The sequence below is a fragment of the Roseobacter sp. MED193 genome, assembly GCF_000152965.1.
Classification (GTDB): domain Bacteria; phylum Pseudomonadota; class Alphaproteobacteria; order Rhodobacterales; family Rhodobacteraceae; genus Pseudophaeobacter.
In genome coordinates this window covers 177,807-194,731 of sequence record NZ_AANB01000005.1, presented here as the reverse complement: position 1 = coordinate 194,731, position 16,925 = coordinate 177,807, and the positions used below count along the sequence as shown (strand labels likewise).

The window sequence follows — 16,925 nt, the reverse complement described above, 5'->3', positions numbered from 1 at the left end:
AAAATCTGTTTTCCTCTTTTCTCGTACAAATCAATATGCCATATGTCTAGACATAAAACGAGGTGAGAAATGACCACGATCTTTGCAAAACGTGCACTATTGACCACGGGCTGGGCTGAGCAAGTGCGCCTGACACTGCATGGCGGCAAGATTTCAGAGATCTGCGTCAACACCCAGCCAGAGCCAAGCGATTGCCACGTCAACAGCCTTTTGCCCGCGCTGGGGAATTTGCACAGCCATAGCTTTCAGCGGGCCATGGCCGGGATGACCGAATACCGCCTGGCCGGGCGCGATAGTTTTTGGACCTGGCGCGAGCTCATGTATCGCTTTACCGCTCACCTTTCCCCAGACCAAATCGAAGCCATCGCCGCTTTGGTCTTCATGGAAATGCAGGAGGCTGGCTATGCTTCGGTCGGAGAATTCCACTACCTGCACCACCAAAAAGACGGCCAAACCTATGATAACCTGGCAGAACATTCGGACCGGATCATGGCGGCCGCGGTTGAAACGGGTATCGGCCTCACTCATCTCCCAGTGCTCTATAGCTACGCAGGGGTCGGCAAACGACCGCTAGAACCGGGGCAGCTGCGGTTTGGCAATGATGTAGACCAGTTTTGCAGGCTCGTGGAGTTGGCGCGCAGCGCGGTCTCCAACCTGCCCGCCGATTGTCAGGTTGGCATTGCCCCGCATTCCCTGCGGGCCACCGCACCAGACGATCTTGCTCGGGTTTTGCAAACCCAGGCTGAGGACTGCCTTGTCCATATTCATATCGCTGAACAGCCAAAGGAGGTTCAAGAGGTCCTGGCCGGTCTCGGCGCGCGCCCGGTTGAATGGCTCATGGCCAATGCCCCGGTGAGTCAAAACTGGTGCCTGATCCACGCCACTCATATGACCCAGGACGAGACAATCGCCATGGCTCGATCCGGCGCAGTTGCCGGTCTTTGCCCGATAACGGAGGCCAATCTTGGCGACGGCCCTTTTAATGGCGCCACCTATCTGGAAGCGAACGGAGCCTTTGGGGTGGGGTCGGACTCCAATGTATTGATCTCCCTCACTGAAGAGCTGCGTACACTTGAGTATTCACAGCGCCTGCGAGACCTGGCGCGCAATGTGCTGGTCCGCGGTGAGGGCTCGGTCGGCCACGCCCTCTATACTGGTGCCGCGAAAGGCAGCGCTCAGGCCCTAGGGCGTGGAACGGGAGAAATTGCGGAAGGCCAATGGGCGGATCTACTGGCAATCGAGACCAGCCATCCATCGCTCTGCGCTCTGACAAATGATCAACTTCTGGATGGGCTTGTCTTCGCCGCCAAAGACAGTGTTATCACCGATCTGTGGTCAGCAGGTCGTCATACTGTTCAGGCGGGGCGCCATATTGCCCGTGATCCAGTCGTTGCCCGTTACCGTAAGGCAATGTCCGATCTGCTATCAGAGATCGGCTAGGCTCCTCCCCAAGACTCGTGGGCCCGTGCGCTCAAGATGCCCCCTGTGCGGAAGCAATGGGTAAGGCCTGAAGGAGTGCTTGGCCTAGGTGTACAAATTTCTACCCTAAATTGCATCAATGCAACGCAAAAGCAGCCCAGGGAAGATATTGAAATTTCCCAGTATAGTGTTGACATGTGGCTTTTGCGCATGAGAACCCGCAGCCGCATTGTCCAAAGTCAGGCATTTTATCGTTTAAAACCAAAGCTACACATAGTTTTTAATCTCATTTTGCGATGCAAGAAGAGGTGCCGAAATTCCAAGCGTAACGCCATGTTGACGCTGATTCGGCAATTGGTTAATAAATTGTTAACTTTGGTGAAAGTCCTGGCATCGCCGCCCCAGGACCAGCCAGTATGCCGCGTTAAAGGGTAACAGATTCAGTGCTACAGTCCTTAGATTTCCCCACAGATGACAGCCCTTCACCCGCCCCTGCGGCCAAGCCCTTCAGGCTCAACACTGTTGTCACCAAAGGCCATATCCGCGTTGTTTCAGAATCGGGTTTGCAGGTGGTTTCCCCGCAAGTGAGCGATGCGACCAGCCCGGATCTGGCGATCGACGCTGTTGATCTTGGGGAGCCAGAAAATACCGAAACAAATGGCGCGGAGAACGCGTTTGTTTCAACTGTGGAACCCGCTACGCCTTCGGCTTCTGCGCCTTGGAACGAGGGGTTTACTGAGCGTGCCCATGACACGACGCCGATCGATTCTGTAATTTTGCCTCCGCCGGGACTTTCTATGAAAATGATAAAACTCATCGCCGCGGCCTCTGTTTTGGGCATTGCTGCTATCGCCCTGACCTTCTTGCAATTTTCAGGATCTGACAGTGAGATACAAGGCGGAGGCTTGGCAGGGGCTTCGGGCTATAGCCCAGTCATTGCTGCGGCTGATGCTGGAACTTTGTCGACGATCCCTGTTGCGCAGTTGGCCACAGCCTCTGACGCAAATAACGCTGACATAGTGGCCCAAATCACCGCAGGCACACTGGCCGCCCTGCGCAATGGGACGTCAAAGTCACCCGCAGCCGCGCTGCCTGAAACAGCCGCACCTACCTCCGTGAATATGGGAGAGGTCAGTGGACTTTATGCCATGGTGTTGACAGCACTGGAGCAGGGACAATCGCGCCAGTACATCGATCAAATGGTCAACGACGCGCATCGCACGCAAAAAGTGGCCGTGCCCGCCCTGTTGTTGACAAGCTCAGGTGAGGTCAACACCGACGCGCTGTTGACACTGTTTGGCGGACAATAAAACGAAACATGTCGTCCTTGGGATCCTGCCATCCTGAGGGCTCTGTCAACTTTGGGCTCCTGACTGCATCGGACCCGATGAAATACCTTCTCAATTTTCAACCGGTCTCAATTCAAAACGCGGCTTAGATCGTGGCGACCGAATTCTTTGCATCCCTGGGGGGAACCACATGAAGAACAAGCTCCTGGCGGCAACTCTTGCAGTTGCCGGCCTATTTTCCGCACAGACCCTCGCTGCTGAAACCTGTGGTGGGTACTACAAGGTCAGATCCGGAGACAGCCTGTCCGTGATCGCGGATCGGTTGTACAAGGATGTTGGCACTTGGAGCACCATCCATTCGCAAAACATCGACGCCATTGGCCCCAAACCAAATGCTATTCGCGTCGGCATGAAACTGCGGATGCCCTGTATCAACGGATTGCCGACCGGCTTGGAGGGCGGCACCAAGGCCGCCAGCACAACCCCGATTGCCGCAGCGCCCGTAAAAGTGACACCAGGCAATGCATCGGTTCGACAAAAAATCAATCTTCTGACAGGTGATGACTACGCGCCCTTTACCTCCAAGGCTTCGCATAATGGCGGGCTAATCACGGATGTGATGGATGCAGTTATGACCTCGGCGGCCCCAAAAGAAGGCTATGCCATCCACTGGGTGAATGACTGGGGATCCCATTTTGACCCCCTACTGTCCAACGCCCTGCTCGACGTGGGCTTTCCCTGGTATCGACCCGATTGCGACAGCATGCCAGACAGCTATCGCTGTGTGAACTTCCTGTTCTCGGACTCGATGTTTGAGACCTTGATGCTGCTCTTCGTCGACAAAAGCCGCCCCTTCACCTTTGAGGATGACGCCGACATTCTGGGCAAGACACTGTGCCGACCCAATGGCTATTTGACCTTCGACCTGGATGGCTCTGGCCGCCGCTGGATTGCAGACAACAAGATCACCCTGAAATCCCCTCATACGGTCAAAGACTGCTTTGACATGGTGGCAAAGGGTGAGGCCGACGCGGTTGCGATCAATGAATTCACCGGCCGCAGTGTCATGAAAGAGCACGGGCTGGGAGATCAGTTCAATGTTCTACCACAGCCGCTGTCGGTTCTGGGCATCCACGCTGTGGTCCATAAAACCCATCCGCGGGCCGAAGAGATGATGGCTCTGGTCAGCCAGGGATTGAAGGATGTGCGCGACAACGGCACCTACCAGCGCATCATCGAGGATCACCTCTCCCGCATCTGGGCTGAGTTCTAGGAGAGGCTATCATGCTGAAAAAGCTATCGCTCTCACTGGCTCTTGTGCTGGGCTTTCTCAGCCCAGCGACTGCCTGGGCCATTTGTGACGTGGATTACCGTGTTCAACCCGGTGATACGCTCTTCTCGATTGCAGAACACCATTATGGGGATCGCGGTCGCTGGACCCTGATCTACTACGGCAACCAAAGCCGTCTGACCGGCCCTGTTGCCGAGCCAGGCAAGGTTCTGCACATCCCCTGCGCCAAAGGTGTATCCGCCCCAGATGCCACGCCGCTGCGCCGCGATGATGCCGAGATGAAACTGCTAACCGGAGGCGGGTTTGCCCCTTTCACGGATCAGGATTTGCCAGGTCAGGGCCTGATTACCGAGCTGGTGAACGCCGCAATGGAGCTCACTCCCTCTCCTGTTTCCTATTCGATCACTTGGGAAAATGACTGGTCCAAACATCTGTTCCCAAAACTCGACGACAAAGAGTTTGATATGGGGTTCCCGTGGTTCAAACCGGATTGTGAGACCACGCCGCAGGATAAACGCTGCGTGAACTTTCATTTCTCGGAACCACTGATCACCATTCCAATCATGCTCTTTGCCCGTGCGGATGCAGGGTTTTCCTATGAGCAGGACAGCGATCTGGAGGGCAAGACACTGTGCCGCCCCAAGGGGTATTTCACCCATGATCTGGATCGCCCCGGCCGTCGTTGGCTTACGGAGGAAAAGATCACTCTCGTTCAGGCGGACACCCCTGCGGCCTGCTTTCATCTGGTGAATGAAGGCCGTGTAGACGCCGCCACAGTCAATCTGTTCCTTGGCGCCAATACCCTGATAGAGGAAGGTCTGCGCAACAGTATCCTACCGGTCGAACGCCCCCTCTCCGAAGAGGGGCTGCATGTGGTGATTTCCAAACGCCACTGGCGTGGCACCTCACATCTCTACCGGATCAATGCTGGCCTGAAGGCTCTGAAGAAAGAGGGACGGTTTGAGGAAGTCGTTGCCCGCCATCTTGAGCTGTTCTGGGCACAGTTGCAGTAGCCGCCTTAGGGGTTGACCTGCGAAGATACCTACAAGAGGCCGCGCTTTGGGCGTGGCCTTTTTTTCTGATCTAGTCGTCAACTGGCACAGCACCGCCAACATCGCTGCGGGCAATGGCTACGGATTTGACAACGGCGTAGCACTGCGTTCCAGAAGACAGCTCCAGCGCCTGAGCAGAGCGCCGGGTGATACGCGCCAGCACCCGCCCAGCATCGGTCTTGAGCGAGACCATGGCGCCAGGACCGCTGCCACTACGGATCTGCTCGACCTCGGCGGGTAATATATTCAGAGCGGACAAACCCTCTGGGCGGTGTCGGGACAGGATCACATCCTGCGCCAGTATCCGCACCCGCAACAGGCTGCCGGGGACCTGTTGCACCTGAGGCAAAAATAGCGAGACTCCCCCTGCATCAAGCTCGCTGAGCCCATCAGGATGATGGCGCAATAACCGAGCCTCGAGGAGCGCCCCTGCGGCGCGCACCCCAGTTGGCATCACCCGATCGTCACCCAGGACCTCTGCCGCGTTACCCTGGCGTTGCACCTGTCCGTCTTTCAGCACCACGACGGATGTGGCTAGGCGCGCCACCTCAGCAGCGGAGTGGCTGACGTAGAGCATCGGCACCTTCAGCTCATCCCGCAGGCGTTCAAAATAAGGCAGGATTTCTTCTTTGCGGGCCTCGTCCAATGCGGCCAGAGGCTCATCCGCAAGGATCAGATCTGGGCTGGAAAGCAAAGCCCGTCCAATGGCCACCCGCTGCTTTTCCCCCCCCGACAGCGCCACGGGATGACGCTGCATCAAAGCACCGATGCCAAGCATAGCCACGATCCGATCCAGATCCTCCCGCACGGCCCCACGCGGCGCAAACCAGCGGCCAAACAACAGATTTTGGCGCACGGTGAGATGAGGGAAAAGCCGCGCCTCTTGGAAGATATAGCCCAGGCGACGGCGGTGCGGCGGCACCCAAAGGCCTTTGCCTAGATCAAACAACACCCGACCGTTCAACGCCACCCGACCACTTTCAGGGCGCTTCAGCCCGGCCACCGCGTTGATCACAGTTGTTTTGCCCGCCCCAGAACCGCCAAACAGAACTGTCACCCCGGCAGGGGCCTCAAAGCTAAGATCAAGCGTAAAACCATCCAGGGGCTGGCGCAAAGACACCTCAAGCATCACAGACCTCCCAAGCGGCGGGCTGCGCGGCGCGCCAGCACTTCGGAGAGGATCAGCGCCCCCATGGCGACAGCAACCGAGATCCCGACCAGACGTAGCGCGGCACTTTCGCCACCCGGAACCTGCAAAAAGGCATAGATCGCTGAAGGCAGGGTTTGGGTCTGCCCCGGGATATTCGAAACAAAGGTGATAGTGGCGCCAAATTCCCCCATCGCCTTAGCAAAGGCCAGAATGACCCCGGCCAAGATACCCGGCAGAATGAGCGGCAGGGTCACTGTGGCAAAGGCCCAAAAGGGGTTGGCCCCAAGGGTGGCAGCGGCTTGCTCCAGCTTAGGGTCCACAGCTTCGATCGACAAACGAATAGCCCTGACCATCAAGGGAAAGCCCATGATCGCGGCTGCCAAAGCCGCACCAGTCCAGCGAAAGGCAAAGGAGATGCCAAACTGCTGCAGAAATCCACCCAGCCCCGCCTGCGGCCCAAAGGTCAGCAGCAACAGATAGCCGGTCACAACCGGCGGCAGGATCAGCGGCAGATGCACCAGGCCATTGACCACTTGTTTGCCAGGAAACTGCCAGCGCGCCAGCGCGTAGGCCGTAAAGATACCAAAAGGCAGAGTTACAAGGCTGGCCCAGATCGACACTTTGAGAGACAGCGCAACCGCCTGCCATTCTTCGGGGCCAAGCCAGGTCATGCGCCACTACTCCGCAATCACGTCAAAGCCAGCAGCAACAAAGGCCTCACGCGCCTTTGGGCTTTGCAGATAGGCATGAAAGGCCGCGGCGGCGGGGCCACCCGCCCCTCGAACCCTGGCGAGCGGGTAGCGGATCGGGTCGTGAGCGTAGGCAGGGAATACTGCCAGAACTGTCACGCGTGGATCAGCTATGGCATCGCTGGCATAGACCACGCCAAGCGGGGCGGCTCCGGCCGCGACAAGGGCAAGTGCTGCGCGCACATTATCTGTCTGAGCGATATGTGGCGCCAGATCCTGCCAAAGCCCCAGGGTTTCCAACGCGGATTTTCCATATATTCCTGCTGGAACAGCCTCGACCATGGCCATGGCCAGTTTCCCCTGTCCCAGCTGTTCGAAAAGTACTGGATCCTCAAATCCGGTAATGGCGCGAGCGCTCTGTTTTGGCGCCACCAGTACCAATTTGTTGCCAAGAAGGTTCAGGCGACTGCCTGGGACAATGCGGTCTTGGGTCTGCAGGTAATCCATCCATTCCGGGCTAGCGGGAAGGTAGATATCTGCGGGCGCTCCCAATGCGATCTGGCGCGCCAATAGCGAAGACCCCGCCAACGATAGGGCAGTGCTATGACCAGTATCAGCCTCAAATTTCGCACTGATTTCATCCAATGCCGTCTTCAGACTGGCAGCCGCAAAGACCGTCACATCCGCGGCCAAGGCAGGCGCGGCAGAGCCAAAGCCGCTCACGCAGACCAAAGCTGCAAGGAAACATCGGATGCGAGATTTGATGTCAAAGCCTCCCTGGGCCAGCTACAAATGCGTCCCTTTTGGGTAGCTCTGCCATTGTCCTTGGGCAAGTCAAATATGCAGATCATCGATGCCTAGTGCCTGCCCAGAGGGAACCGAGACACGGGGACGAGACATAAAAAGCCCACCCCATGTTTCCTGGGGCGGGCTTTGGCGAATTCTGTGTGCACGATCAGAAGAGCGTCAGCCCACCTGGATCGGCTGCAGCTGGCGTTGGGGCGGGCTTTGGAGCCGGCCGCGCTGCCGCCAATTCCTGTTCACCAAGGCGCCGGTCATTTGCCACCCGCGTTTGCTGCGCACTGCCCGAGACCGCATGAAACCGGACACGCCGCGCAGAGGTGCCACCAACACTGGAAGAAATGACTGGAATGCCTTCGTCCTGTAGGAACTGCTGCACGAAGGCAGAGTTAGACGCGCCGATATCGGAGAGATTCACCGACATTTTTGCGCCGCCAAAGACCTTGGCCTTGAGGTTGCTCCGCTGCGCTCCCTTTTTCATGATGCCGTTGATCAACAGCTCCATAGCGTGGATGCCGTAGCGGGCGCTCACACCGTTACCATTGGCATTGGCCAGCAGGAAATGGTTCATACCGCCGACACCATTTTCGGCGTCATAAATACAGGCGGCAATACAGGAGCCGAGAACGGTAGAAAACATCACTTTGGGATCTGTAGTGACCCGGTATTCCCCCTGCAGAACCGTGACCGAGGTAGTATTGGCAAAAACTGTTGTCACAGCACACTCCTTATCAACTAAACTCAGGCTTTTGCAGCCTGTAAAAGGGCCCCAGCCATGCGGGCAAGGGAAACTTGTTTCTCAGCAGCTCCGGTTTCCCAGGCGACACGTGGCATACCATAGACGACCGAGGATTTCTCATCCTGCGCGAATGTGGTTGCCCCTGCTTTGCGCAGGGCCAAGAGCCCTTTGGCTCCGTCCTGACCCATGCCGGTCAAGATGGTTGCAACCACCTCTTTTCCATATGGCACGGCAGAGGTGAACAATGCGTCAACAGAAGGCATATGACCTGAAATAGGTGGGCCTTCTTTGAGGCGGACCCGCATTGGCTTGCGTTGGGTCATGCCCATATGGCGTCGTTGACCCGCCGCTACATAGACGTGTCCTGGCTCCAGCGTCATATTGTCGTCTGCTGGGAGAACTTTGGCGGCGCAGATCCGATCCAACAGCGAGACCAGACCCTGGCCAAAATTCTTGCCCGTGTGCTGCACAATCAAGGTTGGTGGGCACTGCGCCGGAAAACCGACGAGAACGCTGCGCAAAGCTTCTACCCCACCTGTGGAGGAACCAATCAGAATGATCTTTTTAAAGTCTGTCGCAGAGCCAGCTGCGCCGTTTCGTTTTCCGGCCCTGGTTTGATCACGTCTGGGAGCTTTGACCATCATGTCAAAGTACTGCGAGAACTGTACCGGAGAATCCGTTTTTGTCAGTTCAAAAATCCCGGCTCCGACATTGAGCAAAGGCGAGGATTTCCGCGCCGGCGTGGCCCCGAGACTATCCATCACCGCGACCCACCGGGTATCTAGCGCCGAGAACAGCGCCAACATCATTTCAAATTCTGGCAGCTTGGTGAATCCATCTTCAACGAAGGCAAAAACCGGTCCTGCGGCCTCTGCCTGATTGTAGGCCATCATCAGGTTGTTGGCCAAAAGCACTTTCATCCCAGGATAGGTGGATTCCATGTGCTGTTGAATGGAACGGGCAAAAGCCCGGTCAGTTGTAATGATCAATAAGTTCTGAGACGGCAATGTGTCACCCAGTCAGGTTGATCGGTAAAAAAACCGAAGTTTACGGTCGCCTCGGGGCAGCTTTGGCGCCCCGAGAATGGTTATTCAAAAATCTTGCCACAGGTCCTCTGCGGCATTTCCACCGGTCTGGGCGGCCACGGGGGATGGTGCCGGCGTCGCCTCGTCCAAATCCCAGTCGTCATTTCCATGAGCTGAGGGAATTTGATCCTGCGCCGCAGGCAGTGAATCCTCTGTCTTCATCTGGACGACCTTTGCGCCATCCTTGATGCTAAAGCGGGAAACCAGCTGCGCCAGCTGCGTCGAATCTGCGCTCAGCAAATGTCCAGCCGCTGTCGCTTGTTCCACCATCGCAGCATTTTGCTGCGTCACCTGGTCCAACTGGGTCACGCCAGTATTGATCTCATTGAGCCCCGTGGATTGTTCCACGGCCCCCTCCGCAATACCGGACACCAGCTTGGAGATGTGGCTGACGCGTTCAACGATATTGTTGAGCGCATCCCCAGCTTTGCCGACCAGATCAACACCGCGTTCGACCTGTTTCGAGCTGTCACTGATAAGGGTCTTGATCTCCATCGCCGCATCAGAGGACCGCTGCGCCAGAGCCCGGACTTCAGAGGCCACAACCGCAAAGCCCTTGCCAGCCTCACCGGCTCGGGCCGCTTCTACGCCCGCATTAAGCGCAAGCAAATTGGTCTGGAACGCAATATCATCGATAACCGAGATGATCTGACCGATGTGATTCGAACTCTGTTCGATTTCAGTCATGGCTGAAACCGCACTTTGCACAACTTCACCGGTGTTCTCTGCCTCTTTCTTTGCTTCGTCCATGGTGGCTTCAACACTACGGGCGCCATCGGCCGCGGATTTCACACTTGCGGTCAATTCATCCAAAGCGGCCGCTGTTTCTTCCAAGGTCGCGGCCTGACTTTCTGTCCGATTGGACAGATCATCAGAGGCACGGCTGATCTCTGTCGCACCGTTGCGAATGGAACTAGAGGAATCAATGACTTGAGAAACAGTCCCGCTAAGGGTCTCGATTGTCTGATTGTAGTTCAGACGCAGTTTTTCGTGCTCACCAGAGAAGACCTGTTCAATAGGGAGAGAGAAATCGCCCTCAGAAAGCCTGACCAGACCCGCGCTCAGGTTCTCTACAACAATCTGCTGTTCCTGTTGCAGCTCTGCGCGATGTTCTTCGGCGATGCGGGCCTGCTGCAGATCTTCCTGCATCGAGACCAGAGTTTTGCCAATCTCGCCAATTTCGTCCCCACGGTTTGCATCCGGCACGTCAGTATCCAGGTTGCCAGAAGATACAGCATCCATATTGCGACAGATCCGAGCCAAGGGGCGGGTAATCCGGCCAGCAAACAGCCAGCCAAAGACCGACATGACGGCCGCACCCAACAGCGAGGCAATCGCCAAGATATTGCGATCTCTTACCACTGGCGCCAGCAACTCTTGGCGATCTTGTTCAATGGCAATAACCCAGGTGCCTCTTTCCAGTGGAATGCTTTCGGCATAGGCCGCGACAGGTTGGCCGCGCAGGCCAGTTGCTTCTGTGGTAAAGTGACCGTTGCCTTCGAGGGCTTGTGTCAGGTAGTCGCTGGCAGGCAGCTGATCCAAAACCGCATGGCCATCTTCAAAGCGGGAAGACGAGCGCGCGGTGAGGTCGGGCCCCGCCAAAAAGATATCGACCGAATCGCCAATACCCTGGTCATCGTTCATAATGCTGTTGATCATGTTCATTGAGATTTGCAGGACCACAACACCTACCGTTTGGCCCGAAGGTGCCACGATCTTAGTTGCAGCAAAAGCAGCGGGTGCATTGCCACTTGGCGCAAAAGGAGCAACATCAGAAAAGACGGCCCTGCCGGCCTCGGCCTCCAGCGCTTCGCGGAAGAGCACAGCGAGATCGCTATCCTTATAGGCACCATTCATCAGGTTGGTGCCATAGTCGTCTTCTTTAAAGACTGAATAGATCACATCGCCAGGCATGCTGATCAGGAAGGCATCATAGTAGCCTTTCGCAGTCAGCAGCGTCCGGAAGGAAGGATGAAACTTGGAGTGATGGATATTGTAGGGAATCGTCTGTTTGCCCCGGTCGAGCATGTGGCGCTCACCAGCCGGAAAGGGATTCTCTGCGATGTAGGTCTGGCGTGCGATATCCGAGGCCTCAGCCCCAAGGTTGCTCCAGGCTGCTGAAAGCCGCTGAATGGCCGTTGCTGTGGAAGGCGTGCTTGCCAACGTCAGCAGGTCGGCGTTGACCCCACGCAACAGCGCCTGAAAAGCCGTTTTGCGCCCGGCAATCAGCGACTCGAACTGATTTTCAGCCTGTTGAAAGGCGCTTTTCTGAAAGTTGATCGTACTGATCGTGACGATAATCGCGGTCAGCAGCACCCCAAACCCGACGACGAACAGCGGTAGTTTGTGGGCAATTTTCAGAGACTTCAAACCCTGCATGTTATTCTCCTGCGGCATGTGTCGCGGCAAACCGCGTAATGACTAGCGGCTAGATTGCAGAAGAGATGTTAATTTGCGGCTTACGGATCCCGTCAGTAATTTCAATTTTAGAAATCTAAAGTGATTTCTTGCTGTTTTCTGTGTCCAGAAAGCGGCCTTTTCCTTCAAATAGTCGCCCAGTTGGAACAGTCAGCAAATGGCGCCTATATATACGGTACTCTTACGCTGTCCCCTTTAATTCTGTACAGAAGCCAAATCATTCCTTTTGATTCAGCGACGCCGCAGGAAGCAGAAAACTTTAGGAAAATGCGTAGATCTCCCTGGTTTTCAATCGCACAAAACCTCTGTTCTCACTGTTTGCAGCAATCAATTGTTAAGCCCAAAGGCCTAACTATGAAGCTATCGAATACAAACATGTCACCGACAATGGGGGTGAGAATCGCGGAAGATGACCACAGAAACGCAGAAACACCTTTTGGAATTGCCAAATGCATTTGCAGAGTTGAGTCCGCTCACAGCATTTCTGAGCGGGGCACGCTCCGCTGCAGTGGAGATTGACTGCAGTAATGTTGCAGCCATGCCTTCGCGCTGTCTGCAACTGTTGCTTAGCGCCGAACAACAATGGCGCTCCGAAGAACTGGGGTTCGCGGTAACCCATATCAACGATTCCTGCCGCAAGTCCCTGACGCTCTTGGGTCTTGAGCCCAACCGATTTGAAGACGAGGTAACAGCATGAAAACCAAAGTACTGGCAATCGATGATTCCCGCACCATCCGGAATCTGCTCGCGGCCACCCTGGAAGAGGCCGGATTTGAGTATGTAAGCGCGGTTGACGGCCGCGAAGGCGTCGACATGTATGATGATGTCGCACCGGATGTTGTGATCACCGATATCAACATGCCCAACCTCGACGGTTTTGGCGTGATCGAAGAACTGCGCGGCACTGACATCAATTCCAAAGTTCCAATCCTGGTACTGACCACAGAAAGTGCACCAGAAATGAAGGCGCGTGCCCGTAACGCCGGTGCCACCGGCTGGATCACCAAGCCCTTTGACGATGCTTCGCTGATCTTTGCACTCAAGCGCGTGACCGGAGCTGCGGCATAAAATGTCGGGGTCTATTCAAGATACCTTCTTTGAGGAGTGCGAAGAACTCCTTGAAGCAACGGATGAGGGTTTGAGCGCCATCGAAGGAGGCGATCATAACCCAGAGGTAGTCAATGCCGTTTTCCGCGCGGTTCACTCGATCAAGGGTGGCGCGGGCGCATTTGGCTTGGACGAGTTGGTGGCTTTTGCCCACAGATTTGAGACTGTTTTTGATGAGGTCCGGGCCAACCGGATGGAGCTTGATGAGCCGCTGATCCAGCTGCTGCTGCGCTCCTGCGATCACCTGTACAACCTGGTTGCCGTTGCCCGCGATGGCGGCGAAACCGACCAGGCGCATCACGACATGCTGATCGAAGCTCTGGACAAATATATTCCTGAAGAGGAAGAAGATCTGACCTTTGAGCCTATGGGGCTTGGTGGTCCGATGGATGTAAGCGCGATCGATATTCCTGCGGCCCCGACCGAAGAGACTTATCAGATCCATTTCCGTCCCCTCAAGGATATGTATAGCACCGGCAATGAGCCTATCTTCCTGTTCCAAGCTCTCCAAGAGATGGGTGAGCTGAGCATCGAACTTGATGTCATGGAGCTGCCCGGGTTTGACAGTATAGACCCAGAGGAGAGCTATCTGAGCTGGAACCTGACCCTTGTCACCACCGAAGCACGATCCACAGTTGAAGCGGTTTTCGAATTTGTCGAAGGCCTCTGCGAACTGTCCATCGAAGGTGCCGGTGACGCGGAAGCGGATGCTGCAGCCCTAGCAGCACTAGAAGCCGCTTTTGGTGGTGCCCCAGCAGACCCAACGCCTGTATCGGAGCCCGCAGCCATGGTTGAAGAGACCCCCGCAGCCCCTTTTGAACAGCCGGCCCCCGCACCAACACCGGAGGCAAAACCGGAAGCGTCCGGCGGCAAGCCTGCGGCCCCCAAAGCCGAGAACGCAAAATCTGAGCAGCGTGGGCCAAATCCAACACTGCGCGTTGATCTCGAGCGGGTGGACCGGCTTATCAACGCTGTTGGGGAGCTGATCATCAACCACTCGATGTTGGCACAGCAAATTGCCAATTTGGATGTGGCCGATGTACGGGACGTCGAAACCGAACTGGAGGGCTTTAAGAACCTGGCCCGTGATATCCAGGAAGGCGTAATGTCCATTCGTGCGCAGCCCGTCAAACCGCTGTTCCAGCGGATGGCTCGGATCGTTCGCGAAGCCTCCAGTGCTACCGGCAAGACCTGTAAGCTGGTGACCGAAGGTGAAAACACCGAAGTCGATAAGACGGTGATTGAACGCCTTGCAGATCCTTTGACGCATATCTTGCGGAATGCGGTCGACCACGGCATCGAAAAGCCCGAAGATCGTGAAGGGACAAACAAGGACAGGGTCGGCGAGATCCGCCTCACTGCCTCGCATCGCTCTGGCTCGGTCTGTATCGAAGTCAAAGATGATGGCGCAGGGGTCAACCGTCCTCGCGTGAAACAGATTGCCATCGAAAAGGGTCTGATCCCTGAGAATGCCGAGCTTACGGATAGCGAAATCGACAATCTTCTGTTTGCTCCCGGCTTCTCCACCGCCAAAGAGGTGTCCAACCTCTCCGGTCGCGGCGTTGGCATGGATGTGGTGAAAAATGCTGTGACTGGCCTGGGTGGCCGGATCAACATTTCATCGTCGCCTGGCAAAGGATCGACCTTCACGATCATTCTACCTCTGACCCTTGCGGTTATGGATGGCATGGTGGTTTCAGTCGCAGATCAGACAATGGTGGTTCCGATCACCTCGATTGTCGAAACAATGCGTGGCAACGACGACATGATCAACAACCTAGGCGCAGATGGCACCTTGCTGTCGATCCGCGGCAGCTTTGTTCCGATCTGTGATGTCGCCGGCGCCCTGGGTCTCGAAAAGAAAGATGACCAACCACCCGGCGTCTATCTGTTGGTGGAAACCGAAACGGGCCAGCGCAGCGCCTTGGCAGTGGATGACATCCATGACCAGCGGCAGGTTGTGATCAAAAGTCTGGACGGTGTCTGCGGAGAGATTGCCGGCGTCGCAGCCGCAACCATTCTGGGGGACGGCAAGATCGCGATGATCCTTGACCCTGAAAGCATCCTGGCGACCTCGCCTGCGGTGGGAGCCTTTGATACCGAGCGGAGAATGAGCAATGCAAGCTGAAGTAAAAAGTAATGACCAAGAAGTTAAGCACGCTCAGTTTAGCGAGTTTGTCAGCTTCACCGTCGCCGGGCAGGCCTTCTGTCTGAAAATCACCCAGATCCGGGAAATCCGGCGCTGGTCCCCAGTCACCATCCTGCCCCATGCGCCTTCGGACGTTTTGGGCGTGATGAACCTGCGGGGCGCGGTGATCCCGATCTACGATCTGTCGGCCCGGTTTGGCCTGGAAACAACCGAAGCCAGCGAGCGCAACGTTGTGATCGTGGTCTCCTCTGCTGGAAAACCAGTTGGCCTTCTGGCGGAATCTGTGTCCGAGATCATTTCGATCAATCCCGAAGAGATCCAGGAAACACCGCCGGTCGATAGCCGCAACACCAAGGAATATATCCAAGGTATCATCTCGCATGATGAAACTATGGTGCGGATCATCAATCTCGACGCTGTGATCTCGGTTCCGGAGCAAGTACTGTAATGATGGCTGCTGGCTCTATTGAACCCAATAACGACGGGTTTACCCTGACGGATCAGGATTTTGAAGCAATCGCTGATTTTGCCTACAAGCACTTTGGGCTGGCGATGTCGAGCAGCAAGAAACCTCTGGTTTCTGCTCGGCTTGCCCGACAATTGAGGCAGCAGAAAGTCGTCAACTTCAAAGAGTACCTGGCGCGTTTGAATGGCAAAAACAGTGAACAGGAACGTAGCAAGCTGCTGTCTCTCCTGACCACAAATGTCACTCATTTCTTCCGCGAGCCACATCACTTTGAAACCCTGCGTAAGGATGTGCTGCCTCCACTGATTGAAAAAGCACGCAACGGTGGGCGGGTTCGGATCTGGTCTGCAGGCTGTTCCAAGGGGCCAGAACCCTTCACAATGGCTATGATCATTCACAATATGTGCCCCGACATTGGGCGCTATGACTTCAAGATCTTGGGCACGGATATCGACCCGCAGGTGGTTCAATTCGCCAAAGCGGCAAAATACCCGCAGGAAGAACTCGACCAGATCCCTGCAGAGTACCGTAGCTTGGTACCAAAGATGGAAGCTGGTGGGCGCATGCCTGAAAACCTGAGATCGATGATCACATTTGGGGTATTGAATTTGATCGAACCTTTCCCGTTCAAGGGCAAGTTTGATGCAATTTTCTGCCGCAACGTGGCCATCTACTTTGACACACCAACCCAGCAGAAGGTCTGGCAAGCCTTCCAGCGCAGTTTGAATCCCGGCGGCTATCTGTTCATCGGTCACTCCGAACGGATGTCTGGGCCCGCTGAGGCAAAACTGACGACGTCTGGCATTACAACTTATATCAACACGCCCCCTGGAGGCGCTGCTTAACTAACGAGCAGTAAGAGCAACACGAGGAAAAATGACATGAGCCTAAAAGACTCTTTACGCGTTATGGTCGTCGATGACATGTCCACAAGCCGCGGTATTATTACCCAGTGTTTGGATGAGCTCGGCATCAAAAATTACATGGTTGAAAACAACGGCCAGTCTGCTTTTCAAAAACTGACGACAACCCCTGTGCATCTGGTCTTGTCAGACTACAACATGCCAGGAATGGATGGGCTAGGCCTTCTTCAGGCTGTCCGGGGTCACCAGGTGACACAGCGGCTTGGCTTTATTCTGGTCACAGGTAAACCGACGCCTGAAATCATCGAGGTGGGCAAAAAGCTCGGTTTGAACAACATCATCCGTAAGCCCTTTACTGTGGCGACCATGAAACAGGCGATCGAACAGGTCGTCGGGCGGCTGTAACC

The 16,925-nt window shown here is 55.7% G+C and carries 16 protein-coding genes; 10 read left to right on the top strand and 6 right to left on the bottom strand.

Features of this window, described 5'->3' with window-relative positions:
• The first annotated feature begins 69 nt into the window (after positions 1–69).
• From MED193_RS00870 to MED193_RS00855, 4 genes are all read left to right on the top strand, one after another.
• Complete coding sequence (locus MED193_RS00870; RefSeq protein WP_009807726.1) at positions 70–1,440, top strand: formimidoylglutamate deiminase; 1,371 nt, start codon at positions 70–72, stop codon at positions 1,438–1,440.
• Positions 1,441–1,862: 422 nt separating this feature from the next.
• On the top strand, positions 1,863–2,729 hold the full coding sequence (locus MED193_RS22180) for a hypothetical protein (protein ID WP_009807725.1): 867 nt from the start codon (positions 1,863–1,865) through the stop codon (positions 2,727–2,729).
• A 169-nt stretch (positions 2,730–2,898) separates the two neighbouring features.
• Positions 2,899–3,981: a transporter substrate-binding domain-containing protein gene (locus MED193_RS00860; RefSeq protein WP_009807724.1), complete on the top strand. Its 1,083-nt coding sequence runs from the start codon at positions 2,899–2,901 to the stop codon at positions 3,979–3,981.
• 11 nt (positions 3,982–3,992) lie between these two features.
• Entirely contained in the window at positions 3,993–5,012 is a 1,020-nt protein-coding gene (locus MED193_RS00855) for a transporter substrate-binding domain-containing protein (protein ID WP_009807723.1), read from the top strand.
• A 70-nt stretch (positions 5,013–5,082) separates the two neighbouring features.
• On the opposite strand, the gene modC is transcribed toward MED193_RS00855, so the two are convergent.
• From modC to MED193_RS00825, 6 genes are all read right to left on the bottom strand, one after another.
• Positions 5,083–6,180, bottom strand: coding sequence for a molybdenum ABC transporter ATP-binding protein (gene modC / locus MED193_RS00850; protein ID WP_009807722.1), 1,098 nt, complete (start codon positions 6,178–6,180; stop codon positions 5,083–5,085).
• Positions 6,180–6,872 carry a molybdate ABC transporter permease subunit gene (modB, locus tag MED193_RS00845; protein WP_009807721.1) on the bottom strand — a complete coding sequence of 231 codons (693 nt, stop codon included), beginning with the start codon at positions 6,870–6,872 and terminating at the stop codon, positions 6,180–6,182. The genes modC and modB overlap by 1 nt, the downstream gene beginning before the upstream one ends.
• Before the next feature lie 6 nt (positions 6,873–6,878).
• Positions 6,879–7,613: a molybdate ABC transporter substrate-binding protein gene (modA, locus tag MED193_RS00840; protein WP_009807720.1), complete on the bottom strand. Its 735-nt coding sequence runs from the start codon at positions 7,611–7,613 to the stop codon at positions 6,879–6,881.
• A 232-nt stretch (positions 7,614–7,845) separates the two neighbouring features.
• The gene (locus MED193_RS00835) at positions 7,846–8,409 is read right to left on the bottom strand and encodes a chemotaxis protein CheD (RefSeq protein WP_009807719.1); all 564 of its coding nucleotides are present in this window, start codon (positions 8,407–8,409) and stop codon (positions 7,846–7,848) included.
• Between the two features lie 23 nt (positions 8,410–8,432).
• Positions 8,433–9,371: a CheB methylesterase domain-containing protein gene (locus MED193_RS00830; RefSeq protein ID WP_009807718.1), complete on the bottom strand. Its 939-nt coding sequence runs from the start codon at positions 9,369–9,371 to the stop codon at positions 8,433–8,435.
• 150 nt (positions 9,372–9,521) lie between these two features.
• Complete coding sequence (locus MED193_RS00825) at positions 9,522–11,894, bottom strand: methyl-accepting chemotaxis protein (RefSeq protein ID WP_009807717.1); 2,373 nt, start codon at positions 11,892–11,894, stop codon at positions 9,522–9,524.
• Between the two features lie 448 nt (positions 11,895–12,342).
• Between MED193_RS00825 and MED193_RS00820 the strand changes: the two genes are divergently transcribed.
• From MED193_RS00820 to MED193_RS00795, 6 genes are read left to right on the top strand one after another with little or no spacing between them, the layout of a single operon-like run.
• Positions 12,343–12,630: an STAS domain-containing protein gene (locus MED193_RS00820; protein WP_009807716.1), complete on the top strand. Its 288-nt coding sequence runs from the start codon at positions 12,343–12,345 to the stop codon at positions 12,628–12,630.
• A complete protein-coding gene (locus MED193_RS00815; protein ID WP_009807715.1) occupies positions 12,627–13,001 on the top strand; it encodes a response regulator in 375 nt (124 codons plus the stop codon). The genes MED193_RS00820 and MED193_RS00815 overlap by 4 nt, the downstream gene beginning before the upstream one ends.
• A 1-nt stretch (position 13,002) precedes the next feature.
• Positions 13,003–15,168: a chemotaxis protein CheA gene (locus tag MED193_RS00810; RefSeq protein WP_009807714.1), complete on the top strand. Its 2,166-nt coding sequence runs from the start codon at positions 13,003–13,005 to the stop codon at positions 15,166–15,168.
• Entirely contained in the window at positions 15,158–15,637 is a 480-nt protein-coding gene (locus MED193_RS00805) for a chemotaxis protein CheW (RefSeq protein WP_009807713.1), read from the top strand. The genes MED193_RS00810 and MED193_RS00805 overlap by 11 nt, the downstream gene beginning before the upstream one ends.
• Complete coding sequence (locus MED193_RS00800) at positions 15,637–16,500, top strand: protein-glutamate O-methyltransferase CheR (RefSeq protein WP_009807712.1); 864 nt, start codon at positions 15,637–15,639, stop codon at positions 16,498–16,500. The genes MED193_RS00805 and MED193_RS00800 overlap by 1 nt, the downstream gene beginning before the upstream one ends.
• A gap of 36 nt (positions 16,501–16,536) precedes the next feature.
• Positions 16,537–16,923, top strand: a complete 387-nt coding sequence (locus MED193_RS00795; protein WP_039965623.1) for a response regulator — start codon at positions 16,537–16,539, stop codon at positions 16,921–16,923.
• Positions 16,924–16,925 lie beyond the last annotated feature (2 nt).

Coding starts and splice junctions, on each gene's coding strand:
- MED193_RS00870 (WP_009807726.1), top strand. CDS start 70: ATGACCACGATCTTTGCAAAACGTGCACTATTGACCACGGGCTGGGCT.
- MED193_RS00860 (WP_009807724.1), top strand. CDS start 2,899: ATGAAGAACAAGCTCCTGGCGGCAACTCTTGCAGTTGCCGGCCTATTT.
- MED193_RS00855 (WP_009807723.1), top strand. CDS start 3,993: ATGCTGAAAAAGCTATCGCTCTCACTGGCTCTTGTGCTGGGCTTTCTC.
- modC (WP_009807722.1), bottom strand. CDS start 6,180: ATGCTTGAGGTGTCTTTGCGCCAGCCCCTGGATGGTTTTACGCTTGAT.
- modB (WP_009807721.1), bottom strand. CDS start 6,872: ATGACCTGGCTTGGCCCCGAAGAATGGCAGGCGGTTGCGCTGTCTCTC.
- MED193_RS00830 (WP_009807718.1), bottom strand. CDS start 9,371: ATGGAATCCACCTATCCTGGGATGAAAGTGCTTTTGGCCAACAACCTG.
- MED193_RS00825 (WP_009807717.1), bottom strand. CDS start 11,894: ATGCAGGGTTTGAAGTCTCTGAAAATTGCCCACAAACTACCGCTGTTC.
- MED193_RS00820 (WP_009807716.1), top strand. CDS start 12,343: ATGACCACAGAAACGCAGAAACACCTTTTGGAATTGCCAAATGCATTT.
- MED193_RS00815 (WP_009807715.1), top strand. CDS start 12,627: ATGAAAACCAAAGTACTGGCAATCGATGATTCCCGCACCATCCGGAAT.
- MED193_RS00810 (WP_009807714.1), top strand. CDS start 13,003: ATGTCGGGGTCTATTCAAGATACCTTCTTTGAGGAGTGCGAAGAACTC.
- MED193_RS00805 (WP_009807713.1), top strand. CDS start 15,158: ATGCAAGCTGAAGTAAAAAGTAATGACCAAGAAGTTAAGCACGCTCAG.
- MED193_RS00800 (WP_009807712.1), top strand. CDS start 15,637: ATGATGGCTGCTGGCTCTATTGAACCCAATAACGACGGGTTTACCCTG.
- MED193_RS00795 (WP_039965623.1), top strand. CDS start 16,537: ATGAGCCTAAAAGACTCTTTACGCGTTATGGTCGTCGATGACATGTCC.